The 24,215-nt window shown below is 52.2% G+C and carries 26 protein-coding genes; 19 read left to right on the plus strand and 7 right to left on the minus strand.

Going from position 1 to position 24,215, the window contains the following annotated elements:
• The first annotated feature begins 187 nt into the window (after positions 1 to 187).
• The 3 genes from coaBC to slmA all read left to right on the plus strand — a co-directional run bounded on the left by coaBC (position 188) and on the right by slmA (position 2,550).
• Positions 188 to 1,399 carry a bifunctional phosphopantothenoylcysteine decarboxylase/phosphopantothenate--cysteine ligase CoaBC gene (gene coaBC / locus IFU29_RS19395; RefSeq protein WP_191935389.1) on the plus strand — a complete coding sequence of 404 codons (1,212 nt, stop codon included), beginning with the start codon at positions 188 to 190 and terminating at the stop codon, positions 1,397 to 1,399.
• Positions 1,377 to 1,835, plus strand: coding sequence for a dUTP diphosphatase (gene dut, locus IFU29_RS19400; protein WP_191935346.1), 459 nt, complete (start codon positions 1,377 to 1,379; stop codon positions 1,833 to 1,835). The genes coaBC and dut overlap by 23 nt, the downstream gene beginning before the upstream one ends.
• A gap of 118 nt (positions 1,836 to 1,953) precedes the next feature.
• Positions 1,954 to 2,550 carry a nucleoid occlusion factor SlmA gene (slmA, locus tag IFU29_RS19405; RefSeq protein WP_191935347.1) on the plus strand — a complete coding sequence of 199 codons (597 nt, stop codon included), beginning with the start codon at positions 1,954 to 1,956 and terminating at the stop codon, positions 2,548 to 2,550.
• A 100-nt stretch (positions 2,551 to 2,650) separates the two neighbouring features.
• On the opposite strand, the gene pyrE is transcribed toward slmA, so the two are convergent.
• Both pyrE and rph read right to left on the minus strand, forming a co-directional pair.
• Positions 2,651 to 3,292 carry an orotate phosphoribosyltransferase gene (gene pyrE, locus IFU29_RS19410; protein WP_191935348.1) on the minus strand — a complete coding sequence of 214 codons (642 nt, stop codon included), beginning with the start codon at positions 3,290 to 3,292 and terminating at the stop codon, positions 2,651 to 2,653.
• Positions 3,293 to 3,349: 57 nt separating this feature from the next.
• Complete coding sequence (gene rph / locus IFU29_RS19415) at positions 3,350 to 4,066, minus strand: ribonuclease PH (protein ID WP_191935349.1); 717 nt, start codon at positions 4,064 to 4,066, stop codon at positions 3,350 to 3,352.
• A 211-nt stretch (positions 4,067 to 4,277) separates the two neighbouring features.
• Here rph and IFU29_RS19420 point away from each other — a divergent pair, with 211 nt between their 5' ends.
• Positions 4,278 to 5,462 carry a NupC/NupG family nucleoside CNT transporter gene (locus tag IFU29_RS19420; RefSeq protein ID WP_191935350.1) on the plus strand — a complete coding sequence of 395 codons (1,185 nt, stop codon included), beginning with the start codon at positions 4,278 to 4,280 and terminating at the stop codon, positions 5,460 to 5,462.
• A gap of 47 nt (positions 5,463 to 5,509) precedes the next feature.
• On the opposite strand, the gene IFU29_RS19425 is transcribed toward IFU29_RS19420, so the two are convergent.
• Entirely contained in the window at positions 5,510 to 5,938 is a 429-nt protein-coding gene (locus IFU29_RS19425) for a DUF3574 domain-containing protein (RefSeq protein ID WP_191935351.1), read from the minus strand.
• Positions 5,939 to 6,092: 154 nt separating this feature from the next.
• On the opposite strand from IFU29_RS19425, the gene IFU29_RS19430 reads away from it, so the two are divergent.
• A complete protein-coding gene (locus IFU29_RS19430; RefSeq protein ID WP_062746939.1) occupies positions 6,093 to 6,956 on the plus strand; it encodes a YicC/YloC family endoribonuclease in 864 nt (287 codons plus the stop codon).
• Between the two features lie 30 nt (positions 6,957 to 6,986).
• On the opposite strand, the gene IFU29_RS19435 is transcribed toward IFU29_RS19430, so the two are convergent.
• Positions 6,987 to 7,910: a LysR substrate-binding domain-containing protein gene (locus IFU29_RS19435; protein ID WP_191935352.1), complete on the minus strand. Its 924-nt coding sequence runs from the start codon at positions 7,908 to 7,910 to the stop codon at positions 6,987 to 6,989.
• 212 nt (positions 7,911 to 8,122) lie between these two features.
• Here IFU29_RS19435 and IFU29_RS19440 point away from each other — a divergent pair, with 212 nt between their 5' ends.
• From IFU29_RS19440 to IFU29_RS19475, 8 genes are read left to right on the plus strand one after another with little or no spacing between them, the layout of a single operon-like run.
• Positions 8,123 to 8,734: a hypothetical protein gene (locus IFU29_RS19440; protein WP_191935353.1), complete on the plus strand. Its 612-nt coding sequence runs from the start codon at positions 8,123 to 8,125 to the stop codon at positions 8,732 to 8,734.
• Positions 8,735 to 8,746: 12 nt separating this feature from the next.
• Positions 8,747 to 9,523 (plus strand): AfsA-related hotdog domain-containing protein, encoded by a 777-nt coding sequence (locus IFU29_RS19445; RefSeq protein ID WP_191935354.1) that lies wholly within the window; start codon positions 8,747 to 8,749, stop codon positions 9,521 to 9,523.
• A complete protein-coding gene (locus IFU29_RS19450; protein WP_191935355.1) occupies positions 9,516 to 10,346 on the plus strand; it encodes a hypothetical protein in 831 nt (276 codons plus the stop codon). The genes IFU29_RS19445 and IFU29_RS19450 overlap by 8 nt, the downstream gene beginning before the upstream one ends.
• A gap of 10 nt (positions 10,347 to 10,356) precedes the next feature.
• Complete coding sequence (locus IFU29_RS19455; protein WP_191935356.1) at positions 10,357 to 10,587, plus strand: tautomerase family protein; 231 nt, start codon at positions 10,357 to 10,359, stop codon at positions 10,585 to 10,587.
• Positions 10,584 to 11,234 carry an HAD-IB family hydrolase gene (locus IFU29_RS19460; RefSeq protein ID WP_191935357.1) on the plus strand — a complete coding sequence of 217 codons (651 nt, stop codon included), beginning with the start codon at positions 10,584 to 10,586 and terminating at the stop codon, positions 11,232 to 11,234. Before IFU29_RS19455 ends, IFU29_RS19460 begins: the two co-directional genes overlap by 4 nt.
• Positions 11,235 to 11,254: 20 nt before the next feature.
• Positions 11,255 to 12,466, plus strand: a complete 1,212-nt coding sequence (locus IFU29_RS19465) for an MFS transporter (protein ID WP_423244849.1) — start codon at positions 11,255 to 11,257, stop codon at positions 12,464 to 12,466.
• On the plus strand, positions 12,463 to 12,870 hold the full coding sequence (locus IFU29_RS19470) for a carboxymuconolactone decarboxylase family protein (protein WP_191935358.1): 408 nt from the start codon (positions 12,463 to 12,465) through the stop codon (positions 12,868 to 12,870). The genes IFU29_RS19465 and IFU29_RS19470 overlap by 4 nt, the downstream gene beginning before the upstream one ends.
• Positions 12,863 to 14,038 (plus strand): acetyl-CoA C-acetyltransferase, encoded by a 1,176-nt coding sequence (locus IFU29_RS19475; protein WP_191935359.1) that lies wholly within the window; start codon positions 12,863 to 12,865, stop codon positions 14,036 to 14,038. Before IFU29_RS19470 ends, IFU29_RS19475 begins: the two co-directional genes overlap by 8 nt.
• A gap of 74 nt (positions 14,039 to 14,112) precedes the next feature.
• Here IFU29_RS19475 and IFU29_RS19480 read toward each other — a convergent pair whose 3' ends face one another.
• A complete protein-coding gene (locus IFU29_RS19480) occupies positions 14,113 to 15,111 on the minus strand; it encodes an aldo/keto reductase (RefSeq protein ID WP_191935360.1) in 999 nt (332 codons plus the stop codon).
• Between the two features lie 171 nt (positions 15,112 to 15,282).
• On the opposite strand from IFU29_RS19480, the gene IFU29_RS19485 reads away from it, so the two are divergent.
• Positions 15,283 to 15,621 carry a zinc ribbon domain-containing protein YjdM gene (locus IFU29_RS19485; protein ID WP_191935361.1) on the plus strand — a complete coding sequence of 113 codons (339 nt, stop codon included), beginning with the start codon at positions 15,283 to 15,285 and terminating at the stop codon, positions 15,619 to 15,621.
• 152 nt (positions 15,622 to 15,773) lie between these two features.
• Complete coding sequence (locus IFU29_RS19490) at positions 15,774 to 17,135, plus strand: MFS transporter (RefSeq protein WP_191935362.1); 1,362 nt, start codon at positions 15,774 to 15,776, stop codon at positions 17,133 to 17,135.
• Between the two features lie 305 nt (positions 17,136 to 17,440).
• On the opposite strand, the gene IFU29_RS19495 is transcribed toward IFU29_RS19490, so the two are convergent.
• Positions 17,441 to 18,085 carry a response regulator transcription factor gene (locus IFU29_RS19495; protein ID WP_191935363.1) on the minus strand — a complete coding sequence of 215 codons (645 nt, stop codon included), beginning with the start codon at positions 18,083 to 18,085 and terminating at the stop codon, positions 17,441 to 17,443.
• Positions 18,086 to 18,500: 415 nt separating this feature from the next.
• Between IFU29_RS19495 and IFU29_RS19500 the strand changes: the two genes are divergently transcribed.
• On the plus strand, positions 18,501 to 19,118 hold the full coding sequence (locus tag IFU29_RS19500; protein WP_191935364.1) for a trimeric intracellular cation channel family protein: 618 nt from the start codon (positions 18,501 to 18,503) through the stop codon (positions 19,116 to 19,118).
• Here the strand turns inward: IFU29_RS19500 and ligB are convergent.
• Positions 19,103 to 20,779, minus strand: coding sequence for an NAD-dependent DNA ligase LigB (gene ligB / locus IFU29_RS19505; RefSeq protein ID WP_191935365.1), 1,677 nt, complete (start codon positions 20,777 to 20,779; stop codon positions 19,103 to 19,105). The two genes, IFU29_RS19500 and ligB, sit on opposite strands and share 16 nt — an antisense overlap.
• 256 nt (positions 20,780 to 21,035) lie before the next feature.
• Here ligB and gmk point away from each other — a divergent pair, with 256 nt between their 5' ends.
• The 3 genes from gmk to spoT are packed head-to-tail and all read left to right on the plus strand — an operon-like array spanning position 21,036 to position 24,137.
• On the plus strand, positions 21,036 to 21,659 hold the full coding sequence (gene gmk / locus IFU29_RS19510) for a guanylate kinase (RefSeq protein WP_191935366.1): 624 nt from the start codon (positions 21,036 to 21,038) through the stop codon (positions 21,657 to 21,659).
• 56 nt (positions 21,660 to 21,715) lie between these two features.
• Positions 21,716 to 21,991 carry a DNA-directed RNA polymerase subunit omega gene (gene rpoZ / locus IFU29_RS19515; protein WP_191935367.1) on the plus strand — a complete coding sequence of 92 codons (276 nt, stop codon included), beginning with the start codon at positions 21,716 to 21,718 and terminating at the stop codon, positions 21,989 to 21,991.
• 19 nt (positions 21,992 to 22,010) lie between these two features.
• Complete coding sequence (gene spoT / locus IFU29_RS19520) at positions 22,011 to 24,137, plus strand: bifunctional GTP diphosphokinase/guanosine-3',5'-bis pyrophosphate 3'-pyrophosphohydrolase (RefSeq protein ID WP_191935368.1); 2,127 nt, start codon at positions 22,011 to 22,013, stop codon at positions 24,135 to 24,137.
• Positions 24,138 to 24,215 lie beyond the last annotated feature (78 nt).

The following is a 24,215-nucleotide window of genomic DNA, read 5'->3' on the forward strand; positions in this document are numbered from 1 at the left end:
TCTTCTCCTTCCTGAATGAGAAAAATCATGGCATTATATACAGTAGTTTTCTAACCTGACGTGCCGATTTTACGTACTGCCTCGCAAATATTGTGCAGTCATCCCCCTCACAAAGGAGTGTGATAAAATAGGGAGATTACGGCGCTACGGCATCGGGCAGGTTTAACAGAAGGCGAACAGCAAAATGATGGGATTAAGCGGAAAGCGTATTGTCCTTGGCGTCAGCGGCGGTATTGCGGCCTATAAAACACCGGAACTGGTACGTCGGCTACGCGATCGCGGTGCGGACGTTCGGGTTGTGATGACCGATGCGGCAAAAGCCTTCATTACCCCGCTCAGTCTGCAGGCGGTCTCCGGTTATCCGGTCTCTGACGATTTGCTTGACCCGGCTGCCGAAGCGGCCATGGGCCATATTGAGTTAGGCAAATGGGCGGACCTTGTCATCCTCGCACCCGCGACAGCCGACCTGATTGCGCGCGTCACTGCCGGCATGGCCAACGATCTGCTGACCACCGTCTGCCTGGCAACGCCGGCACCGGTGGCGGTAGTTCCGGCGATGAATCAGCAGATGTATCGCGCACTGCCGACACAGCACAACCTACATCTGCTGGCACAGCGTGGCGTATTGATCTGGGGTCCGGACATCGGTAGCCAGGCCTGCGGTGATATCGGGCCGGGACGCATGCTCGATCCGCTGGCAATAGTGGAGCTGGCCGTGGGCTGGGCAGCCCCCGTCAACGATCTGCAACATCTCAATATTATGATCACCGCCGGCCCGACCCGGGAAGCTCTCGACCCGGTGCGTTTTATCAGTAACCACAGCAGTGGGAAAATGGGGTTTTCCCTTGCTGCCGCGGCTGCAAAACGCGGTGCAAAGGTGACGCTGGTTGCGGGCCCGGTCGCGTTAGCGACGCCTCCAGGCGTGGCGCGCATTGATGTCATAACGGCGCTGGAGATGCAGCAGGCGGTAATGGCGCAGGCCACTGCCCAGCACATTTTTATTGGCTGTGCTGCGGTTGCAGACTACCGGGCAGCTGCCGTGGCGGAAGAAAAAATTAAAAAACAGGGGGATGAAATCACCCTGCGCATGATAAAAAATCCAGATATTGTGGCTGGGGTAGCCGCGATGCAGCACAACAGGCCCTATGTTGTAGGATTTGCTGCTGAAACCCAGAATGTGGAAGAATACGCGCAAGAAAAGCGGACACGTAAAAATATGGACGTGATCTGCGCCAACGACGTTTCCAAAACCGGGCAGGGTTTCAATAGCGATACCAATGCTCTTCACCTTTTTTGGCAGAAGGGAGACAAGGTCTTACCGCTGTGCGATAAGTCGCTCCTTGGCCAACAGTTATTAGACGAGATTGTCAGCCTTTATGATGAAAAAAATCGACGTTAAAATCCTTGATGCGCGTGTCGGTACCGACTTTCCCTTACCGACCTATGCCACATCAGGATCCGCCGGGCTCGATCTTCGCGCCTGCCTGGATGACGCTTTCGTGCTCGAACCCGGCGTGACCACGCTGGTACCAACGGGTTTAGCGATCCATATTGCTGACCCGGGGCTGGCTGCTGTCATACTGCCCCGGTCGGGACTGGGCCATAAACATGGCGTCGTGCTCGGCAATCTGGTGGGTCTGATCGATTCCGATTATCAGGGCCAGCTCATGGTTTCCGTCTGGAACCGCGGGCAGGACTCCTTTACTATCGAACCGGGCGAGCGTATTGCACAGATGGTTTTCGTGCCAGTCGTCCAGGCAGAGTTCAATCTGGTCAGTGACTTTGATTCCAGCGAGCGCGGCGAAGGGGGTTTTGGCCATTCAGGTCGCCAGTAGCTCTCCACTGCTCTCATAACGACGATAAACTGGATTTTACGTCCGTAAACCACGTGTTTACGGACGTTGAGTGGGCCTTTGCCCGTTTATGGTGATGTTTTCAGGGGTCTTTTAAGACATGGTTGAAAAAAAGAGTGCGAAACGGAATCGCCGTGAAGAAATCCTGCAGGCGCTGGCACAAATGCTGGAATCCAGCGATGGAAGTCAGCGCATTACAACGGCCAAACTGGCGGCCAGTGTTGGGGTTTCTGAAGCGGCGCTTTACCGGCATTTTCCCAGTAAAACCAAGATGTTTGACAGCCTTATCGAGTTTATCGAAGATAGCCTGATTACGCGCATCAATCTGATTCTGAAAGACGAAAAAGAGACGCTGCCGCGCTTACGTATGATCACTCAGTTAATTCTGGGCTTTGGTGAGCGTAATCCGGGTTTAACGCGCATTTTAACCGGCCATGCGCTGATGTTCGAACAGGATCGTCTGCAGGGGCGTATTAACCAGCTTTTTGAGCGTATCGAAGTGCAGCTGCGCCAGGTGATGCGTGAAAAGAAAATGCGCGAGGGTGAAGGGTTTACCACCGATGAAACGCTGCTGGCCAGCCAGCTACTGGCATTCTGCGAAGGGCTGCTGTCACGCTTTGTCCGTTCAGAGTTTCGTTATCGCCCTACCGTTGACTTTGATGTGCGCTGGCCGCTCCTGGCGGCTCAGCTCGTCTGACGTTGCGGGTCGATCGCCACAGGGCCGGCGGGAAGAGGATCGCCCCCTGAGCAGGGGCGGACCCACGGTTGCGGTCCGCCCGCATAACCGGACAGGCCGGTTAAATGCCAAATTCGCTGCGGTAAGCGCGAACCGACACCAGATGATCGGCCATCTCAGGCTGTGCTTCGAGGTAAGTAATCAGGTCTTTGAGCGTAATGATCGAAATCACCTTGCAGCCGTAGTCCCGCTCCACTTCCTGTATCGCAGAGATGTCCCCCTGCCCGCGCTCCTGCCGATCGAGAGAAATCAGCACGCCAGCCAGCGTCGCCTGATGGGCCGCGATAATTTCCATTGATTCCCGGATAGCAGTACCCGCCGTAATCACATCGTCGACCAGCATGATCTTACCCTGCAGCGGGCTGCCCACCAGCGTACCGCCTTCTCCATGGGCTTTGGCCTCTTTGCGGTTAAAGCAGTAAGGCACATCACGATCGTGGTGATCGGCCAGCGCTACCACGGTGGTTGTGGCAATCGGGATGCCTTTATAGGCCGGGCCAAAGACCAGATCGAAATCAATACCGGAATCCACCAGCGCCTGGGCATAGAAACGGCCCAGCAGGGCGAGATCACGCCCGGTATTGAACAGTCCGGCGTTAAAGAAATAAGGGCTTTTACGCCCTGATTTCAGCGTGAACTCACCAAACTTCAGCACCTGCTTGTTGATGGCGAATTCGATAAATTGGCGCTGCCAGGCTTTCATGTCATCTTCCTCAAAATAATGGCGTAAAAAAGGCGACTTCATCGTCGCCTGGTAAAATCAGTTGGCCAGCGCCGCTTTTTGCGCCGCAACCAGCGTATCAATACCGCCCCGCGCCAGCGCCAGCAGCTTCAGCAGCTCATCGTGGCTGAACGGCTCACCTTCTGCCGTCCCCTGCACCTCTATCATGCGGCCATCTTCGGTCATCACCACATTCATATCGGTTTCAGCCGCAGAGTCTTCCACATACTCCAGGTCGCAGAGCGCTTCGCCCTTAACGATACCCACAGAGATAGCCGCGACCATGCCTTTCATCGGGTTGGCTTTCAGTTTACCGATGGAGACCAGATGGTTCAGCGCATCGGCAAGCGCCACACAGGCACCGGTAATAGAGGCGGTGCGGGTACCGCCGTCGGCCTGCAGCACATCGCAGTCCAGAGTGATGGTGAACTCCCCCAGCGCTTTAAGATCGATAGCAGCACGCAGTGAACGGGCAATCAGACGTTGGATCTCCAGGGTTCGTCCGCCCTGCTTCCCTTTAGCCGCTTCACGCGCGTTACGACTGTGGGTGGCACGAGGCAACATACCGTATTCAGCAGTGACCCAACCCTGGCCCTGACCTTTCAGAAAGCGTGGTACGCCGTCTTCGATAGTGGCGGTGCACAGGACTTTGGTATCACCGAATTCAACCAGCACAGAGCCTTCTGCGTGTTTGGTGTAATGACGGGTCAGGGTGACGGGACGCACCTGTTGTGCGCTACGACCTGATGGACGCATAATTTCTCTCCGGCTAGCTAAACATAATTGGCTGCGCATTATACGGATTTCGCCGCGGATTGCCTATCGCAGGTGGCCATCTAAGCAGGTTGTTATGCGAATGCCGTCTGTTTAAACGCTAAAACAGCAAGATAGCCCGCTACAGGGTGTAAAGCGTACCGAAATATGGCTAAATGCACCTCTTCGATAATTCCTCATGCCGGACCTGTGTATGACTTCTGTTTTCCATTTTATTCTGGCGCTGGCCATTATCTTCGGCCTGGCGTTACTGTTCAGTAATGACCGTAAAAAAATTCGCCCGCGCGTACTGCTGCAGCTGGTAGTGATTGAAGGCGCGCTGGCCTGGTTCTTCCTGCACGCCTCTGCCGGACTGACCATTGTTACCGCATTTTCCGGCTTCTTTGAAGTGCTGCTTAAGTACGCGGCGAAGGGCACCGACTTTGTCTTTGGTGGCATGGCGGCACAGGGAATGGCCTTTATCTTCCTTGGCGTGCTCTGCCCGATCGTGTTTATCTCCGCACTCATCGGTATCCTGCAGCATGTGAAAATCCTGCCGGTACTGATCAGGATCGTGGGTACCGTGCTGTCTAAAATCAATGGCATGGGCAAGCTGGAGTCATTTAACGCCGTCAGCACTCTGATCCTCGGGCAGTCAGAGAACTTTATTGCCTATAAAGGTATCCTGGCAGACATTTCCCCACGCCGCCTCTATTCCATGGCCGCGGCGGCGATGTCCACCGTGTCGCTGTCGATTGTCGGTGCCTACATGTCTATGATCGAGCCGCGCTACGTCGTGGCAGCGTTGATCCTCAACATGTTCAGCACCTTTATCATCCTGTCGATCATCAACCCGACACCGGTGGGTGATGAGCCGGAAATCCGCCTGGAAAAGCTGCATGAAGACCAGAGCTTCTTTGAAATGCTCGGTGAATACATCCTGGCAGGCTTCAAAGTAGCGATGATTATCCTGGCGATGCTGATTGGCTTTATCGCCTTGATTACCGCAGTCAATGCGGTGTTTCTGGCCGTATTTGGCATCAGTTTCCAGCAGATCCTGGGCTATGTCTTCTGGCCGTTTGCCTGGCTGATTGGGATCCCGACCGCGGACGCGCTGTCTGCCGCCAGTATTATGGCGACCAAGCTGGTCACCAACGAGTTTGTTGCAATGATTGAGTTGAAGAAAATCGCCGCGGAACTGACGCCGCGCGGGCTGGGTATTCTGTCGGTCTTCCTGGTCTCCTTCGCCAACTTTGCCTCCATCGGCATCGTTGCCGGGGCAATAAAAGGGCTGAATGAGCAGCAGGGGAACGTGGTCTCAAGTTATGGCCTGAAGCTGATTTACGGCTCCACGCTGGTCAGCCTGCTGTCCGCAGCCTTCGCCGGGCTGGTGCTGTAATCTCGGAACCCGGCGCAGCCGCGCCGGGTCTCATGAATGAAAAAACCTCAGAATGCCACACATACCGGGGCATCCACCCGCATCACCGAATCCTGGGAAAAACGCTGCTTATAGCGCGCGCGCAATGCTTCGATTCCCTGTTCGCTCGCCTTATCAGCCGGGTGGATCAGCAGCAGCGCCTTACTGTTTTCGCGCGCCAGCTTTCCGTCATTCCCCTGCCACTGCCCTTTCGCCGCGAACACGGTCAGGCCCTCTTTAAAGCGCGGGGTAACCTCATTATCGATGAATGCCTGCCATTCCCCTTCGGTGATCGCGGTTCCCTGGGGACGATTAAGACCGAAATAGAGCGTGGTCTGGCTCATGGCATCACCTACCGCGCAGACCGGCTGGACAGAGGAAGAGGATGGTCGATCTGTCACGGTACAGCCTGACAGCGCCAGCAGTACTAAAGAAAAAGTGAGGGCACGCGAGATCATGTTTTCTCCTGGAGATAGTGTTGTTCTGACGTTCAGCATCTTAAGCTGCTGACCACAAAACGTCAGCCAAAACACCGCCTTTTGACCGAATTCCTGTTAAGCCGCCGTCAGCACCGCTATAATCGCAGCTACTTTTCTTAAAACGGTACGCAAAATGATCCGCAGTATGACCGCCTACGCCCGGCGCGAGACCAAAGGCGAATGGGGCAGCGCAGCCTGGGAGCTGCGTTCCGTCAACCAACGCTATCTCGAAACCTACATCCGCCTGCCAGAGCAATTCCGTGGCCTGGAGCCGGTGATCCGTGAACGCATCCGTAATCGCCTGACGCGCGGAAAAATCGAAGTCAATCTGCGGTTCGACGCAGATCCAAGCGCTCAGAGTTCGCTGGTGCTGAATGAGAAGCTGGCCATCCAGCTGGTGCAGGCGGCCAACTGGGTGAAAATGCAGAGCGATGAAGGTGAGATCAATCCCGTCGATATTCTGCGCTGGCCAGGCGTGATGTCGGCTGAAGAGCAGGATCTGGATACCATTTCTGCCCAGTTGCTGACCGCGCTGGATGCTGCCATCGACGAGTTTATTATCGCCCGTGAAAGCGAAGGTGCCGCACTGAAGACGCTGATCGAACAGCGTCTGGAAGGAGTCAGCGCCGAAGTAATTAAAGTGCGCACGCATATGCCAGACGTACTGAAATGGCAGCGCGAACGTCTGCTTACGCGTCTGGAAGAGGCGCAGGTGCAGCTGGAAAATAACCGCCTGGAGCAGGAACTGGTAATGCTGGCACAGCGTGTCGACGTGGCAGAAGAACTCGACCGCCTGGAAGCGCATGTCAAAGAAACCTATAACATCCTGAAGAAGAAGGAAGCGGTCGGCCGCCGTCTCGACTTTATGATGCAGGAGTTCAACCGCGAGTCGAACACCCTGGGGTCTAAATCCATTAATGCTGAAATCACCGCCTCAGCCATAGAGCTGAAAGTGCTGATTGAGCAGATGAGAGAACAGATTCAGAACATCGAGTAATACTCTTCTCATGGCACTAAAAAGCCCTGTTTACAGGGCTTTTTTTACGCTATTTTTCTCTGCCAGAGCCTCAACGCCGTTAATGACCGGCTGCCGTCGTTCATGCTTCCGCGTTGCCACGTAGACATCAATATTCAGTGACGACTGTGCATCGTCGGCCAGCGCGCGATAACATAATCCCTGCTGATTAAACGTACACATCGACTGCGGCATCAGCGTCATTCCTTTACCCCGTGCAATACTGGCAAGCAGCACAAGAGAGTCGTCCGGCTCTTTTATGCGCCTGAGCGTAAATGGAAGATGCTGAAAATAAGCCTCACATTTATCGTAATAGACGGGGTTAGCATGGCGGGGGAACCAGAACAGCGGCAGATCAGCAATGTCAGCCAGCGCAACCTTCTCTTTTAAACTGGCAGGGTGAGAGGACGGCATTGCCAGCAGGAGTGGTTCGCGGTAGATCCAGTGAAAACTAAAATCCTGATCGCTGTGCAAACTCTTTTCACCGATGATGACCATATCCATCTGCCCCTTAGAGAGGGACTGCAGAAGCTGACTGGATGTCTGATTCTGTATCTCGATCTCTTCGGCGCACATCAGTTTTTTTATTTTGTCATTAACCTGAGGAATATTATCGAAACTGAGCGTGCGGGTAAGACCAATTCGCAGATGGGACGGCTCTTTATTCATTTCACGAACGAATTTGGTGAACTCATTAATCAGGTGCGTTGCTTTATCCACCAGCATGGCGCCAGCTTCTGTCAGGCGAACTTCATGGGTATTGCGGGTAAACAGCTCACGCCCCAGTGCATCTTCCAGGGATTTAATCTGCCGGGTTAACGGTGGCTGAGTCATTCGCAGCCGTTCAGCGGCACGTCTGAAGTTAAGCTCCTGAGCAACCACAAGAAAGCATTGCAACTGCTTTATGCTGGGTAACTTACTATTAATGCTGTCCACAAATTCTCCGCAGCTGTTGGGGCATTATTCAGTTTTTGGCATCGATTTGATGGTTAACATATTATCTCACCTGAAAGTCTTTGTAAATTAATCAATATGTTACAAACCAAAACCTCTTGTGATACCTAAACCGTATTACAAAATTAACAATTCTCATAAAAAATCCAGATGATATTTTTATTCCTGAAATTCGCCCACTAAGGATAACTATCATGTCTGCTAAATATGTTTTAATTTCCCGCTTCCCACTCAAAAACAACGTAAACCCTTCTGCAATTACCGGACTAAAATCCACTTCAGAGAAAAAATATTTTTTCTCTGAGGAAAATGATATCCATGAACTTCTTGAACTTCGTTCATTTAACGATATAAAAGAGATTCCGTGGGTAGAGGGTGAGCTTGAGGCCGCCTTCCATAATATGGCATCGCTTCTTTCAGGTGATATTCGCCGCGAGTTGGTGAAATATGTAGAAGCCCCTATCGAAACTGATAAGTCGCTACCTGACACTAAATATATTCAACTTCGTCACGTTGAAGTTCCTGCTGATAATTATTCGCAATATCGCCACTGGCGTGATGAGACCATTTTCAATGTTGTTCGCGACAACAGAGATAAAATATCCAGCTTTGAAGCTTTTCACTCTCTCATTAGTGGTCTGCCAGGCGTTATGTTTATCTCATCATTTAATGGTGACAAAGATGAGTATAAAGAGGCATTCACAAACACTCGTTATCAGAACATTATCCAACAAGCCGGTGATAATTATATTACCGGAGGCAATGAAGGTCTTTATACTCGTATCTACAGCGCCTTTTCTTGTTGAAAGTGAGATTATATGAAAATTAAGAAAATTTTTGTTGTCGGTGATAAATTTAGTGAATTTACAAATGGTAAAAATGTTTTAACCATTTCACAATTGGAACTGCTTACACAAATACCGGCTAAAATAATCGATACTGAACATGAAATCATTGTTGGCCAGGGTGTCAGAGATGACTTTGCAAGAAAAGTCATCAAAAACCAGAAGCGTAATGAGATACATGATAACAAATTAAACATCATCTCATTAGAAAAACTGGCAGAGGCAAAGAAGAACTGTTACGCACATAAAAAAATAAAACACAATGTGCTGATTGGTGCTGCTGAAAAAGTAGAACATAACGATAAGTTATACGCGCTTCCCTTATTGATTGATGAGCGCTGCGAACTGATGGCCGACCATCAAACCGGGCAACATATTCAGGGCATGCTTTTAGTGGAAGCATGCAGGCAAACCTTTATTGCCGTAACAGAAGAGTTCTTCTTTAGCGGCAATAAAAACCGCTATTACGTGATAAACGGCATGGCTATTAATTTCAGCAATTTCCTTTTTCCGCTGCCCGCAGTAATGCATTACGAAATTCTGGAGCAGGATATTAATGATCGCCGCGCACGTTTTAAAGCGCAAATTCGTGTTACTCAACACGAGACGGCATGCGCGACGATGGATGTATCATTTACAGTTTATCCTTCCGAGGTGATCAGCAGCAAAGAGAGTGAACTGGCAATGACAGCGACACAAAATGCCTTCATTGCTGCACAGCAGACCCCGGTAGAGGCTATCCATGCCTGAAAACAGCCGGAAGTATGAACTGGCTGCCACCACGCAGGGGCCGCTTTACCCCCCTGCGGAGGTGATGGATAGTCAGGGTAACTTTGTTGTAGAGGGTATGATACCCGGTCAACACGGTGTTCGATGGGGTCGCGCCCTCGTTTCACCACAGAGTCCACTACCCGCTTTTGGCCAGGTCGCACCCTACACGATAGTGCGCTTTCTGGAAAAAGTATCGCCTCAAGAACTTGAAGAGATTGTGTTATTCACACTGCCTTTACCGATCCCTTTAAATAACTACAATATGTTATTCGCACCTGAGCAGCGACCAAAGGCCAACTCAGAGCAGCGTGATAGTCTTCCTCTGCATCAGGGACATATCTCTGATTACCGCGACAGCGATGGCAGGCGGAAAATCTCTCCAGTCACATTACGTCACTGGCTGGCTGCCAGAGGAGAACTGGTTGTCAGTGTCGCTGGCGACAGGAAAAGTGCCCGGTTCGAGTTTGTGTTCCATCATCTGGTGCCGAACAGTCTGTATACCATAATGAGTCTGCGCGAGCGCGACCTGGACCCGGAAAATACCAGCAGACCCGGTCCACTAGGCATACCGAATGTATTTATTACTGATGAATCAGGCCACGCCAGTTTCTGGGCAGAATTGCCTAATCCATTTCCAAAACGTCACCACCACAGCAATCGTATTATTAATGTCGTGGTGCTTTATATGAGTACTCAACAAAGTTATGGCGGCGCTATCGGTTTTTATGGACTGGGCGGTGATATACACGCTCAATTAAAACTTAAATTTCGCTCATTTGATGAATTTACGACGACCCCCTGAGGAAAAAACAATGCCTTTTATTCACATTTCAACCTGGAAAATGAGTAATGAAGCACAGGTACAAAATATGATGGAAGCCGTCACACTCGCCGTCCACCAAACCAGTGGGGCACCACTGGATAAAATATCGGTAGTTATTAATGAAGTTTTACCTTCACGTTGGAGTGATGCCGGCATTTGCGGCAATGATCCTCAATTCCCAATAAAAAGCAGAAGAAAAAATTACAAGGAGTCAGTGTGAATGAAGTCGCTGCTTTCTTTGATGTTGATGAAACCATCATAAACTTTAAAAGCATGTTTAGTTTTTATGAATACTGGTGTAAAGAAAAAGGACTTTTAACTCAATATAATGAATATATCACCAAATTTAAGCAAGACATGCAAAATGGAAAGCGACGAGAGCTGCTAAATAAGGATTATTACCAGCAATTTACTCATATCCCTCTCGATGCGCTGAATAAGTCTGGCCAGGAATGGTTCCAGCAATGCCTTAATAAAGACATATTTATTAACGAAACAGTTTCAGAGCTACGCTTTCATCAGAAAAATGGAATAACACCCGTTTTTGTTTCCGGCTCGATGTTGCCTCTTCTGCAGCCTATTGCAGATTACTTAGGCGTTAAAAACATTATTTGCGCCCCCTTAATAATCAATGAAAAGGGTACGCTAACAGGGAAGATTGGCACGCCACAAACAATTGGAAGCGGAAAAAAAGAGGCCATACTTTCCTTCTGTGATGATAACGATATTCGGGCTGAAGATTGCTATGCCTATGGTGATGATATCTCCGACATACCGATGCTGGAAGCAACAGGACATCCAGTTTGCGTAGGGAAGAACATCAGGCTAATGGATTATGCGGCACTGAAAGGCTGGCGCAACATTTAAAACTTAACAAGGAAATTATCATGGTCTCTGATATAAAAGAGTCAACGATGTCCATCCGCACATGGGTGGCATTATTTATTCTGGCTTTATCCACTTTTACCATTGTAACGACAGAGCTGGCTCCGGTAGGTTTACTCACGCCTATCGCCAACGGGCTTCATGCCTCTGAATCGGAGATTGGTATGACCGTATCACTCTATGCCTGGATTGGCGCATTGAGTGCACTCTTTGCCTCGGTATTTTTGGGTAATTTCCCCAAAAAGATCCTCCTCCTGTCACTCACTGTTGTCCTGTTCATTTCGAACGTGTGGTCTGCAACAGTGAGCTCTTATGAGGTATTGCTGGCGGCACGTGTCGTCGGCGCACTGGCCCACGGCGCATTTTGGGCAATGATTGGAGCCACGGCGGTGGCTATGGTTCCAACTAAGTACCTCGGAGTAGCCACTTCCATTGTGTTTGGCGGTGTTTCGGCCGCCAGCGTGTTTGGCGTGCCTCTCTCAAACTATATTGGTCTGAACTTCGGTTGGCGTCAGGCCTTCTGGCTGATGTCAATTCTGAGCGTGGTTGCCTTTGTTGGCATGATGTGGGTTGTCCCGAATATCAGCGTCAAAAGTACGATTGGTCTGGGCGCACTGAAAAATGTTTTACGCTCCTCCACATTGTGGAAAATCTACTCCGCGACGTTGCTGGCTATTACCGCGCACTTTGCTGCCTTCACCTTTATTGAACCCTGGCTGCAAACCCAGCCAGCACTATCCGCAGCTTTCATACCGGTCGTGTTATTCATTTACGGCATCGCTGGTCTGGCCGGAAACTTCCTCACCGGTATGCTGATCGATAAATACCTTAAAATGACCGTCTCTCTCTCCGTTCTGCTGATTGGTATCGTACTGGTCGCGCTGGGTCTTGAGGCTCAGTCATTGTCCCGACCTTTGGTACTGGCCGCGGTCATGCTATGGGGAATTGCCGTTTCAGGCATCTTTGTTGGTTTCCAGACATGGGTACTCCGTGTGGCTGGAGAAGAAGCGTTTCCTGCCTCAGCAATTTATGTCTCTTTCTTTAACGCCGCAATCGGTATCGGGGCCTCTGTTGGTGCCTGGATGGTTTCTGCCCTGTCACTTCCGGCACTTTTTGTGACCGCAGGCGTGGCTATCGCTCTTTCCTTCCTCCTCGTTGTGTTCATTCCGTCCGACAAGCCTGTTACGAAAAAAATGATGGAGAATATTGCATGAACCACGATGCTGAACTGACCCGTTATGGCCGTGAAATTATGGACCGCCTCGAAGACGGGCTCGCCGATTCGGTGACATCCCGGCTGGCAGAACTGGATGCAGACCTGCCAAATCTGATTACTGATTATGCTTTTGGGGCCATCGTTGGGCGCCCCGGTCTGGACCTCAAAACACGCGAAATGTTAACGGTGGCCTCGCTGATAACATCCGGTAATGCGCAGCCTCAGCTTGAGTTGCACATGCGCGGCGCACTGAATGTCGGTGTCACACCGCAAGAGTTGCTTGAGATAGTCATCCAGATGGCGGTATACGCCGGTGTTCCTGCCTGTATGAATGGCTTGACGGCCTATCGCGCAGCAACTGCACGCTTCTCTTCTCAGAAGAGTGGAGAAAGAAATGAATGAGATTGTGGTTGTTTCGGCGAAAAGAACGGCAACAGGCGCATTTATGGGCGGTTTGGCCGAACATTCGGCCACGTCGTTGGGTAGCGTAGTGATTCAGGCGCTGCTGGCCGACAGTAAATTACCCGCAGAGGATGTGGACCAGGTCATTATGGGTCAGGTTCTGACTGCTGGTTGCGGCCAGAATCCCGCCAGGCAGTCAGCATTAAATGCCGGCCTTCCTGTCGCGGTCGCTGCGCTAACAATTAACAAAGTGTGTGGTTCAGGATTGAAAGCCGTACACCTTGGCATGCAGGCACTCATCTGTGGGGAGGCCGAGTTTGTGATTGCCGGGGGCCAGGAAAGCATGTCGAATGCCCCACATATCCTGTCAGGCTCCAGGCAGGGCATTCGGCTGGGTGACGGTGCGCTACAGGACAGTCTGATTGCTGACGGTCTGTGGGATGCGTTCCATCATTACCATATGGGCGTGACCGCTGAGAATGTCGCTGCTGACTATAATATTTCCCGTTCAATGCAGGATGAGTTCGCCCTGAGCTCTCACCGCAAGGCGTTAAAAGCTCAGGAAGCAGGACTGTTCTTTGAAGAAATTGTTCCCGTAAAATGGGTGACCAGGAAAGGCGAACCACGGAGTGTGATTCAGGATGAATGTCCTCGTCATACCAGCATTGAAAAGCTGTCTGGCTTAAAAACCGTATTTAAAAAAGAGGGAACAGTGACAGCGGGTAACGCTTCGTCTCTGAATGATGGTGCAGCTGCAGTGCTGCTTTGTCGTCGGGAAACTGCAGAAAAACGGGGAATGGCTGTTCTCGCCTCACTCGGTGCTTTCTCCAATGCCGGTATTGAGCCCGAACTGATGGGGGCTGCACCGATTAACGCTATTGAAATGAATATCAAGAGCATGAACTGGTCGCCTCAGGAGGTCGATATTCTGGAGTCAAATGAGGCTTTTGCTGCCCAGGCATTGGCTGTAGCACACGCTTGTGGCGTCCCCTCAGAGCGAATTAACCCACACGGTGGCGCGATCGCTCTGGGGCATGCCATTGGTGCGTCCGGCTGCCGTATTCTGGTCACGTTAATTCATGGATTAATTCGTGAAGACCTTCATAAAGGTATCGCTGCGCTATGTATCGGCGGGGGGGAAGGTGTCGCACTCAGCGTAACGCGTTAACATGCGCACAGAAAAAATACTCAAAAAAAACCCGCCGGATAGTTGGCGGGTTTTTTTACTGGCTCATCAGATGGTTAAGCATTAACGCCTTTCATCCCTTCTTCGGAATAACGGCTACCTTTAATCGAAATCGTTCTGTGAATATTATTCAGCGCCACGACATCTGACGCATCCAGTACCAGATCGGCAGCGGCAGCATTCTCTGCCAGGTAATTTACATTCTTGGTTCCGGGGACAGGCACCGTTTTATCATACTGCGCCAGTAACCATGCCAGTGCAATCTGCCCCGACGTGCAGTGGTACTTTTGCGTGAGCGGTGCAATGGCGTCTAACAGCTTAAGATTATGATCGATATTATCCTGCTGAAAACGCGCGTTGTTCCGGCGGAAGTCTCCTTCCGGGAAGTCCGCGTTCTTCAGATATTTACCCGTCAGAAAACCCCGACCCAGTGGAGAATAAGGCACTAAGCCAATCCCCAGCGACTTCACCATCGGCAAAATGCTCTCTTCAATATCGCGCGTCCACAGCGAGTACTCGGTTTGCAGCGCCGTTACTGGAAACACGGCGTGCGCTTTTTGCAGGGTGGTAGCAGAGACTTCGCACAGCCCGACATGACCGATTTTCCCCTCCTGCACCAGGCGGGACAAACAGCGCATGCTCTCTTCGATATCAGCGTCTTTATCCACGCGGTGAAGATAGAAAAGATCTATTTTTTCCACGCCCAGACGCTGTAAAGATTCATGGCAGCAGCGAACAATATAATCCGGGTGGTTATTTATTTTTCGCGCATAGGCGTCATCAGGATCGCGGTCGATGCCACATTTAGTGGCCACTTTAAACTGACTGCGCGTATGAGGATCAAGCTGGGCTAAAAAATGGCCGATAAGCCGCTCGTTATGACCCCGGCCGTATAAATTTGCACTATCAATGAAGTTTACGCCCGCATCAGCCAGTTGGCCGAGCAGTGCCAGAGACTGGCTATCGTCTGTTTCACCGTAAAATTCACTCAGCCCCATCGCACCGTAGCCGATAGCACTCACGCTCAGATCCTGACCCAGCTGTCTTGTTTTCATAACCCCTCCATAAAATGAAACAGTATTCTTTCATGATTGAGTTATGCGCTGAATTTCAAACCAGGCGATACCTTTTGGGTATCATCGCTGCGGGCAAACAGCGGTAGGAAGAAAGTCGCTGACAGGGTAAACTATTCCCTTACTTTATTATGGATTTACTTGAGGATGATAATGGAAACTTTACCTCCCTGCCCAAAATGTCACTCAGAATACAGCTGGCAGGATGGCGCAATGCTCAACTGCCCTGAGTGCGGACATGTCTGGGCTGACGGCGCAGATGCAGCCACCGACGATACCCTGACGGTGAAAGATGCCAACGGCAATCTGCTGGCAGACGGCGACAGCGTCACGGTGATTAAAGACCTCAAGGTCAAAGGCAGTTCCACGCCGCTGAAGATGGGCACGAAAGTAAAAAGTATTCGCCTGGTGGAAGGCGACCATAACATCGACTGCAAAATTGATGGTTTTGGCCCGATGAAGCTGAAGTCCGAGTTTGTGAAAAAGAACTGATCCCGGCCAGTAGCCGCAGCGCTACTGGCCCCCTCTTTTCCCACCTGAGTTGCCCTCACGTCTGAAACTGCTAGTATCACAAGGCACAAACTTCATGTGTTAAGGGCGTGCGGCGCTCAACGGACCGGCTCAATATTTCCCCAGGGGGCAGAGTGAATAAGACGTTAGGCGTGTTTTTCCCGCTTTATACCACGACGCTGTTAATGCTGCTCGGTTCCGGGCTGCTGACGACCTACGTATCACTGCGCCTGACCTCGGCCCATGTGTCCGGGGGGCTGATCGGGGCGATTATCGCTGCAAACTACATTGGTCTGGTGATCGGTGGCAAAGTCGGCCACTTTTTGATTGCCCGCGTCGGCCACATTCGCACCTACGTCTCCTGTGCCGGCATCATCACCGCCGCCGTGCTGTGCCACGGGTTAACCGGGTTTATCCCGGTCTGGGTCGGCCTGCGGTTGATTATTGGCCTGTGTATGATGTGCCAGTATATGGTGCTGGAAAGCTGGCTCAACGATCAGTCTGAATCGGAACAGCGCGGCAAAGTCTTTGGCTGCTATATGGTGGCCACCTATCTTGGCATGTCGCTCGGGCAGGTGGTGCTGATGCTGCAAACTGACCTTGGCCTGAGTACGTTACTGCTGATAGCACTCTGTTTTTCACTCTGCCTGGTACCTATTGCGCTGACCACGCGCACGCACGCCCGTCAGCTTTCCCCGGCCCCGATGGAGCTGCGTTATTTTGTTGGCGCAATCCCGAAGGTGCTGGCTACCACACTGGCTATTGGGATGCTGGTCGGCTCTTTTTACGGTCTTGCCCCCGTATACGCCAGCCAGCAGCAGCTCACCACCGGGCAAACCGGCCTCTTTATGGCTATCGCGATATTTGCCGGTCTGGTGGCCCAGTTCCCGCTCAGCTGGCTGTCTGACCGCTATAACCGAACCCTGTTGATGCGTCTGAATGCCATTGTGCTTATCGTTGCCGCGCTGCCGCTGGCGATCCTGCCGCAGATCAGTTTTTCACTGCTGCTGGTGCTCGGTTTCGTTGTCAGCATGCTGCAATTTTCACTCTACCCGCTGGCGGTGGCGCTGGCCAATGACCTGGTTGAGCCGGAACGACGCGTGTCACTGGCCGCCTGCCTGTTAATGGCCTTTGGGGTAGGTGCCAGTATCGGACCGTTAGTGGTGGGGCTACTGATGGAGCCGCTGGGGGGCAATACCCTGTATGCCTTCTTCGCCCTGTGTGGGCTGATGATTGTCGGCCTGAGCAGAACAGTGAAACAGGATGCAGCACAGTTCGTGGAAGATGCACCGGTTCCGCATATTGCGATGCCAGACAGTCTGATGAGCTCTCCGCTGTCTCCTGCACTGAATCCGGCATTTGATGAGCAGATGATTGAGGAAACCATGCCGTCATTTGACAGTGAGGCCGTCACGGAAGAAGAGGAAACACCGCCACTTCAGGGGGCCGACCCCGATGAAGAGACCGGACTGAAGAAAGCCTGGGAAAAGCTGTGAGTCGTCAGGCTTCGCCGATCGCCGGTGAATGCCTGTACGCACTTAATTCGGTTCGAGAGCAACAGACCTGTGACTGCCCGACCGGGGGGGAAACTCCCCGCCTTTTTAATGGGCCACCCCGCCGTGAGTTCAGGGCGATAGGGGGACGATGGTTAAACGGTACAACGCGGTGATGGTACCAGGTACTGATCAAATAACAGGCCAGCAGGAAAACCGCTGTTTCATCCCTTGAACGCTAATGCAGTCCTGAGACGCTTACTGTCAAATAAAGAGAGTAAATGGAAAAAAGTAAGACGCCAGTAAACTTAAATTAATCCCTGAGCATAGGCATAACGAATTAACTCTATGTTTGAAGAGACTCCCAGCCGACGCATCGCGTTATATTTTTGCGTTGATATGGTACTGATCGTTCGATTCTGACGATGAGCTATTTCTGATAGCGTATAGCCCGATGAAAAGAGCCTAATCACCTCTAACTCTTTTGGAGTAAGCGGACTTCCTTTTTCCTGACCTTTTACCAGATAATTCTTAATGTGACTGAATGACGATGAGAAATAACATCCCGACTGCGTGGTAATGTGTTGGCACGCCTGTACTGTTTCATCAACCGGGTCCGCTTTGCTAACAATGGCCTTAACGCCATAATCACACGCCCCTCTGAGGATCGCCGTATTATTCTGCGACGTGAGCAGAACAATTTTCATCGCCGGGAAACGGCTATGCAAAGCACGAAGCTTGGCAAAACCATCGATAGCCGAACGGTCTGAACTCAATGAAAAATCCGTAATAGCGATATCTGTTGGTGTGGAGGCTAAAACATTCAGTAAACTCTTTCCACATACTGTTTCGCTGGTAATAGAAAAACGATCGCTCCTGGCGAACAGTACCTTGAGTGAATTAATGATGTGCGGGTGGTCGTCAGAGATTGCCACTGTGTATCTGTTATACATACATCCTCCATGTGGGTGTTCATCCCGAATCAATACACGTTCTATTAAAACCAGAATCCAAAAAATTATCTTAATTGCGCGACGTACGGAATGGCAAGCTTTTGCGTTAAATAAACACACATGACTCACAAGTGAGACTATAAAAAATATAAAATAAAAGCGTTAAGACTGGCCTCTTTTATAAAAATTCCGACACCTTTAGATTAAAAGCGACTAATAACAGGTACACTTAAAAACACACGTTGCTCATAATTTATTTTCCGAATGAAATATCGCGAAAAAACCGATCATGGCCTGAAGCGGCGTATCTAAGGCCTTTAAGCCCGCATCGTGGTGAAAATCAGCCGGAGAAAATTTCTGTCGCCGTTTGGGCGCGAACCCCTTAGCATTGCCGCCAGGTTTTGAGGAGATGGCTATGTTGCTCACTGTACTTTACATCATTGGTATCACCGCAGAGTCCATGACCGGGGCGCTGGCCGCTGGCCGACGTAAGATGGATATGTTCGGCGTTATCATCATTGCGTCTGTTACCGCGATTGGTGGAGGGTCGGTGCGCGACATGCTACTGGGCCATTACCCGCTTGGCTGGGTCAGGCATCCCGAATACATTATGATCGTGGCCGCCGCCGCCGTGATTACCACGCTGGCTGCCCCATTGATGCCGCACCTGCGTAAAGTTTTTCTGGTCCTGGATGCCTTGGGTCTGGTGGTCTTCTCCATCATTGGAGCTCAGGTTGCCCTGGATATGGGGCACGCTGGGATCATTGCGGCGATCAGCGCGGTCGTCACCGGGGTCTTCGGAGGCGTACTCCGCGATATGTTCTGTAATCGCATTCCTCTGGTTTTTCAGAAGGAGCTTTACGCCGGGATCGCCTTCGCCTCTGGCTGGATCTATATCCTGTTGCTGAAAACGACAATGGCAACGGAAACCGTGATTATCATCACGCTGCTCGCCGGATTTAGTGCGCGTCTTTTAGCGCTGCGTTTCAAACTGGGGCTCCCGGTGTTCAACTACCCTCACGGTGACCACTGATCACGGGAGGCTGATGCTTCCAGCCAGCGGATGAGCCATTCCACTTCCTGATGGTGCAGATAAGCATAGATTTTTCCTGCCAGGCCGGGCCCCACGCCCGGCTGTTGCTGCCACTCCTGCATGCTGCGTGACAGCAGCGGTACCCAGCTGTCGTCTGACAGCGAATGCATTGCCTGCGCGGGTATAGGCACTCCCAGTGCCCTGACCCACCATTTAAAAGGGCGCTGGCGGCTTAAACGAAACTGTTGCCAGAAAGCCTGCGCTTTTGCCTTCCCTATCCCCGGAATGGCCTGGAGCTGCTCCTGCGATAATGTCAGCCATGAAAACAGGTGAGTCAGACTTCCGGACTGAATCAACTGCTGCCAGCGCTGCCGCCCTATTCCCGTCAGATTCAGCCCCGACGTTCCGCTCAACCACTCCAGCCTTGCCAGAAACTGCTGACGACACTCAGGTGTCGGATGAAAGCAGCTCAGTGCATGAAAGTTGCCGTCAGGCGGACGAGGCAGGTCGCGCTGCGCAACGCGCCAGAGGACGCTATCCAGCCGCGGGATCCCCTGGCCAGCCAGGCTGATGCGAACCTGATCGCCTGCCATAACATCACGTTGCCGCCAGCGGGCTAATGACCCCACGCTGACCCGGCTGATACGTTTATCATCCAGCTGCACTGGCTCAAGATTTAACACTACGCTGATTTTCCCGGTGCGACCGACTGAAAATGACACTGACTGCACTTCGCCGGACACCTGCGGCGGTGCATATTTCCATGCCACCGCCCAGTCGCCAGCATCCGGCATCCAGCTATTGCCCTTCTGAGCGGGAATGGCGTGTACAACAACGCCATCGGTGACAAACGGCAGGGGCTGATGAAACCAGCGCTCACGCCATGCCTCAACCTCATCCGCATCCTTCACTCTGCGCGTCCAGGCGCTGACATCAGGGAATCCGGCGTTACGCAGCCCGGACAACCGCTGTGCAAGGGTTTCCGGTCCGTCCGGCCAGGCCCAGACAAACAGCCCGATGTTGCGCAGCACGCCGCCAGGGTTTTTGGCTCTCATGGCACCTGCCACGATGGCGCGGGCATTTTTGCCCCCGTCGACAGCCTGGTGATGATCGTTCATCATCAGATACAGTTCCCCCTGAAAAACCTGTTGCCCGGATGAAAGCGGTATAACGTCGGGAATAGCCGCGATCGCCCTGGCGCTGGCCGTCCAGTCTTCCCCGACGATCCCATCCCCCCTGCTGATCATTTTCGCCAGGATACCGTTCCGGTAAACCAGCGTTACCGCCACCCCGTCCACTTTAGGCTGCACCACCAGGTCTGGCTTACTCTCCATCCATTTCGCCATCGCCGCTTTCCCCGACAGCTTCCTGACGCCGACGTGGGCAACAGGGTGCAGTACGTGACCATCGGTAGTCAGCTGTGGCCGACGGTCACTGGCAGGTTGAAAACAGCGCTGCCACTGCTGCATTTTGCCCTGTAAAGCATCGTAGTCGGCGTCGCTTATCTGACTTTTTCCCTGACGGTAATAGGCGTCATCCCACTGCGTTAACTGCGCGTCCAGTGCGCTGATCTCAGCATCTGCACGCACGGGCGTCCAGACAGGGCACGCGGCAATGGCCGCTGAACTGAACCCCCACATCAGTACGATGACGTAACGCATCCTTTCCTCCTTTCGTGCCAGTGAAGGGCGGCAGTAAAACGCAGGTCCGGACGGATGGCGAGGAAGGAAACGACCATTCGGGAGATGGCTTCAGAACTTCCGCTCCCGGCTCATATCCGCCGACAAAAAATTGCGCGATGCGGCCTGTTTCTTCAGAAAAAACGGGTTAACGCACCCTAAACGCTGCATGACGGGCTGCACCTGTGTATACTGTGCAGGAAGTAGACTCCGCTTTATTGGCATATCAAGAATAATCATGGCTCAAGGCACACTTTTTATTATTTCCGCCCCCAGCGGCGCGGGTAAATCCAGCCTGATTCAGGCACTGTTAAAAACGCAACCGCTGTACGATACACAGGTTTCCGTCTCCCACACCACGCGTGGCGTCCGGCCGGGTGAAAATCATGGAGAGCATTACTACTTCGTCAATCACGACGAGTTCCGCTCCATGATCAGCGAAGATGCGTTTCTTGAACATGCTGAAGTGTTTGGTAACTATTACGGAACCTCGCGTAAAGCGATTGAGCAGGTGCTGTCGACCGGCGTTGATGTATTTCTTGATATCGACTGGCAGGGTGCAAAACAGATTCGTGAGAAAATGCCGTCCGCACGTAGCATTTTTGTGCTGCCGCCGTCGAAAGACGAACTGGACCGCCGACTGCGAGGCCGCGGCCAGGACAGCGAAGAAGTGATCACTAAACGTATGGCGCAGGCCGTAGCAGAAATGAGCCATTACGCAGAGTACGACTATCTGATCGTGAATGATGATTTCGACCTGGCGCTGTCCGACCTGAAAAATATTATTCGCGCAGAGCGTTTGCGCATGGCTCGTCAAAAAGCCCGTCATGATGCTTTAATCAGCAAACTATTGGCAGACTGAGGACAACTCAGTATGATGCCCAGTCATTTCGTCACCACCCGTGGAGTATCACACTTATGGCACGCGTAACCGTACAGGACGCAGTAGAAAAAATTGGTAACCGTTTTGACCTGGTTCTGGTAGCAGCACGTCGCGCACGTCAGATGCAGGTTGGCGGCAAAGACCCACTGGTTCCGGAAGAGAACGACAAATCTACCGTTATCGCGCTGCGCGAAATCGAAGAAGGCCTGATCACTAATCAGATCCTCGACGTTCGCGATCGCCAGGAGCAGCATGAGCAGGAAGCCGCTGAAATGCAGGCTGTTACCGCTATTGCTGAAGGTCGTCGTTAATTCGCTTTGAAGGCCCGCCTTGTATCTGTTTGAAAGCCTCAATCAGCTGATTGAAAGATACTTGCCTGAGGAGCAAATAAAGCGCCTCAAGCAAGCTTACCTTGTCGCACGTGATGCTCACGAGGGACAGACACGCTCCAGCGGTGAGCCTTACATCACCCATCCGGTTGCCGTAGCCTGTATCCTGGCTGAAATGAAGCTCGACCATGAAACATTGATGGCCGCCCTTCTGCACGACGTTATCGAAGACACCCCTGCCACCTACCAGGATATGGAACAGCTGTTTGGTCAGACTGTTGCGGAACTGGTCGAAGGGGTTTCCAAGCTCGATAAGCTGAAATTCCGCGATAAAAAAGAAGCCCAGGCTGAAAACTTCCGCAAGATGATTATGGCGATGGTGCAGGATATCCGCGTCATTTTGATCAAGCTGGCTGACCGTACGCATAATATGCGTACTCTGGGTGCATTGCGTCCCGATAAAAAGCGCCGCATTGCCCAGGAAACCCTCGAAATTTACAGCCCGCTGGCACACCGCTTGGGTATTCACCACCTTAAAACCGAGCTGGAAGAGCTGGGCTTTGAAGCCCTGTATCCGAACCGCTATCGCGTGATTAAAGAAGTGGTGAAAGCAGCACGCGGCAACCGTAAAGAGATGATTCAAAAAATCCTCTCCGAAATTGACGGTCGCCTCGAAGAAGCCGGTATTACCCGTCGCGTCAGCGGACGTGAGAAGCACCTTTACTCCATCTACTGCAAAATGCACCTGAAAGAGCAGCGATTCCATTCCATTATGGATATCTACGCTTTCCGGGTCATTGTCCGTGATGTTGATACCTGCTACCGCGTACTAGGCCAGATGCACAGCCTGTACAAGCCGCGCCCTGGCCGGGTCAAAGACTATATTGCTATCCCCAAGGCCAACGGCTATCAGTCCCTGCATACCTCAATGATCGGCCCGCACGGCGTGCCGGTTGAGGTGCAGATCCGTACCGAAGATATGGATCAAATGGCAGAGATGGGGGTCGCCGCGCACTGGGCTTATAAAGAGCAGGGCGAAAGCAGCACCACGGCACAGATCCGCGCCCAGCGGTGGTTGCAGAGCCTGCTTGAGCTGCAGCAGAGCGCCGGCAGCTCGTTTGAATTTATCGAAAGCGTTAAATCCGACCTGTTCCCGGATGAAATTTACGTCTTCACTCCGGAAGGGCGCATTGTCGAACTCCCTGCCGGCGCGACGCCAGTGGACTTCGCCTATGCTGTCCATACCGATATCGGTCATGCCTGCGTCGGCGCACGTGTCGATCGCCAGCCTTATCCGCTGTCGCAGTCGCTGACCAGCGGCCAGACCGTAGAAATCATTACCGCACCGGGTGCCCGCCCGAATGCGGCGTGGCTAAACTTTGTTGTCAGTTCCAAAGCGCGCGCCAAGATCCGCCAACTGCTGAAAAATCTTAAACGCGATGACTCGGTCAGCCTGGGCCGTCGCCTGCTCAATCACGCTCTGGGCGGCAGCCGTAAGCTGGCCGAAATTCCTGAAGCTAACGTTCAGCATGAGCTGGAGCGTATGAAGCTGGCCACGCTGGACGACCTGCTGGCTGAAATTGGCCTTGGCAACGCGATGAGCGTGGTGGTGGCGAAAAATCTGCAGCAGAGTGACCAGAGTACGGCGTCAGCAACGGGCACGTCACCTGCCAGCGGAGCGCGCAGCAAGCTGCCAATCAAAGGTGCCGATGGCGTCCTGATCACCTTCGCCAAATGTTGCCGTCCCATCCCCGGTGACCCGATTGTGGCGCACGTCAGCCCGGGCAAAGGCCTGGTGGTACACCATGAATCCTGTCGTAATATCCGCGGTTACCAGAAAGAGCCTGAGAAATACATGGCCGTAGAGTGGGATAAGGTGACCGAGCAGGAGTTCGTGGCTGAAATTAAGGTGGATATGTTTAACCACCAGGGCGCGCTGGCTAACCTGACGGCGGCCATCAACACCGCGGGTTCCAATATTCAGAGCCTGAACACCGAAGAGAAAGACGGTCGTGTGTACAGCGCCTTTATCCGTCTGACGGCACGCGATCGCGTTCATCTGGCGAATATCATGCGTAAAATTCGCGTGATGCCGGATGTAATCAAGGTGCACCGCAACCGCAATTAAGTCAGGGACGGAGCCCTGCTCCGTCTCTTTCTGCTCCCCGATCGCCGGTCTGACGGAATGACTAATTTTTAGGGAGTC

The organism is Erwinia persicina, from assembly GCF_014838825.1.
In the GTDB taxonomy this organism is placed as follows: Bacteria; Pseudomonadota; Gammaproteobacteria; order Enterobacterales; family Enterobacteriaceae; genus Erwinia; species Erwinia persicina_A.

Excerpts from the sequence above, each read along its gene's own strand:
- coaBC (WP_191935389.1), top strand. The coding sequence starts at position 188 with ATGGGATTAAGCGGAAAGCGTATTGTCCTTGGCGTCAGCGGCGGTATT.
- dut (WP_191935346.1), top strand. The coding sequence starts at position 1,377 with ATGATGAAAAAAATCGACGTTAAAATCCTTGATGCGCGTGTCGGTACC.
- slmA (WP_191935347.1), top strand. The coding sequence starts at position 1,954 with ATGGTTGAAAAAAAGAGTGCGAAACGGAATCGCCGTGAAGAAATCCTG.
- pyrE (WP_191935348.1), bottom strand. The coding sequence starts at position 3,292 with ATGAAAGCCTGGCAGCGCCAATTTATCGAATTCGCCATCAACAAGCAG.
- rph (WP_191935349.1), bottom strand. The coding sequence starts at position 4,066 with ATGCGTCCATCAGGTCGTAGCGCACAACAGGTGCGTCCCGTCACCCTG.
- IFU29_RS19420 (WP_191935350.1), top strand. The coding sequence starts at position 4,278 with ATGACTTCTGTTTTCCATTTTATTCTGGCGCTGGCCATTATCTTCGGC.
- IFU29_RS19425 (WP_191935351.1), bottom strand. The coding sequence starts at position 5,938 with ATGATCTCGCGTGCCCTCACTTTTTCTTTAGTACTGCTGGCGCTGTCA.
- IFU29_RS19430 (WP_062746939.1), top strand. The coding sequence starts at position 6,093 with ATGATCCGCAGTATGACCGCCTACGCCCGGCGCGAGACCAAAGGCGAA.
- IFU29_RS19440 (WP_191935353.1), top strand. The coding sequence starts at position 8,123 with ATGTCTGCTAAATATGTTTTAATTTCCCGCTTCCCACTCAAAAACAAC.
- IFU29_RS19445 (WP_191935354.1), top strand. The coding sequence starts at position 8,747 with ATGAAAATTAAGAAAATTTTTGTTGTCGGTGATAAATTTAGTGAATTT.
- IFU29_RS19450 (WP_191935355.1), top strand. The coding sequence starts at position 9,516 with ATGCCTGAAAACAGCCGGAAGTATGAACTGGCTGCCACCACGCAGGGG.
- IFU29_RS19455 (WP_191935356.1), top strand. The coding sequence starts at position 10,357 with ATGCCTTTTATTCACATTTCAACCTGGAAAATGAGTAATGAAGCACAG.
- IFU29_RS19465 (WP_423244849.1), top strand. The coding sequence starts at position 11,255 with ATGGTCTCTGATATAAAAGAGTCAACGATGTCCATCCGCACATGGGTG.
- IFU29_RS19470 (WP_191935358.1), top strand. The coding sequence starts at position 12,463 with ATGAACCACGATGCTGAACTGACCCGTTATGGCCGTGAAATTATGGAC.
- IFU29_RS19475 (WP_191935359.1), top strand. The coding sequence starts at position 12,863 with ATGAATGAGATTGTGGTTGTTTCGGCGAAAAGAACGGCAACAGGCGCA.
- IFU29_RS19480 (WP_191935360.1), bottom strand. The coding sequence starts at position 15,111 with ATGAAAACAAGACAGCTGGGTCAGGATCTGAGCGTGAGTGCTATCGGC.
- IFU29_RS19485 (WP_191935361.1), top strand. The coding sequence starts at position 15,283 with ATGGAAACTTTACCTCCCTGCCCAAAATGTCACTCAGAATACAGCTGG.
- IFU29_RS19495 (WP_191935363.1), bottom strand. The coding sequence starts at position 18,085 with ATGTATAACAGATACACAGTGGCAATCTCTGACGACCACCCGCACATC.
- IFU29_RS19500 (WP_191935364.1), top strand. The coding sequence starts at position 18,501 with ATGTTGCTCACTGTACTTTACATCATTGGTATCACCGCAGAGTCCATG.
- ligB (WP_191935365.1), bottom strand. The coding sequence starts at position 20,779 with ATGCGTTACGTCATCGTACTGATGTGGGGGTTCAGTTCAGCGGCCATT.
- gmk (WP_191935366.1), top strand. The coding sequence starts at position 21,036 with ATGGCTCAAGGCACACTTTTTATTATTTCCGCCCCCAGCGGCGCGGGT.
- rpoZ (WP_191935367.1), top strand. The coding sequence starts at position 21,716 with ATGGCACGCGTAACCGTACAGGACGCAGTAGAAAAAATTGGTAACCGT.